General features: G+C 66.9%; 1 pseudogene. It reads left to right on the plus strand.

The window, feature by feature from the left end:
• A pseudogene (locus GWC77_RS28390) lies at positions 1–450 on the plus strand (IS21 family transposase); the annotation flags it as partial.

Here is a 450-nt window from a genome sequence, read left to right on the forward strand (position 1 = left end):
CGCCGCCACTGCCTATCGCATCGAACAGGACCAGCGACTGCCATCGCAGAAGAAGGCCCCGCGCGGGCGTCGCCGTCCCGATCCCCTGGCCGCGATCTTTGACACCGAGATCGTCCCGCTGCTTCAGTCCGCCCCCGGCATCCGGCCTGTGGCCGTACTGGACGAGATGCTTCGGCGCCATCCAGAACTCCCGGGCAACGTGCGGCGCACGCTGGAGCGGCGTATTCGCGACTGGCGTGCTCTGCATGGCGAGGAGCATGACGTCATGTTCCGTCAGGTGCACGAGCCCGGTCGTCTCGGGTTGTCCGACTTCACGGAGATGGACAGCCTGGGCGTCACCGTGGCAGGTGTCGCGCTGGACCACCGCCTGTATCACTTTCGGCTGGCCTGCTCGGGCTTTGAACACGCCCACGTCATTCTCGGCGGCGAGAGCTATGTCGCGCTGGCCGA

The sequence above is a fragment of the Paraburkholderia sp. NMBU_R16 genome (assembly GCF_013282575.1).
In the GTDB taxonomy this organism is placed as follows: domain Bacteria; phylum Pseudomonadota; class Gammaproteobacteria; order Burkholderiales; family Burkholderiaceae; genus Trinickia.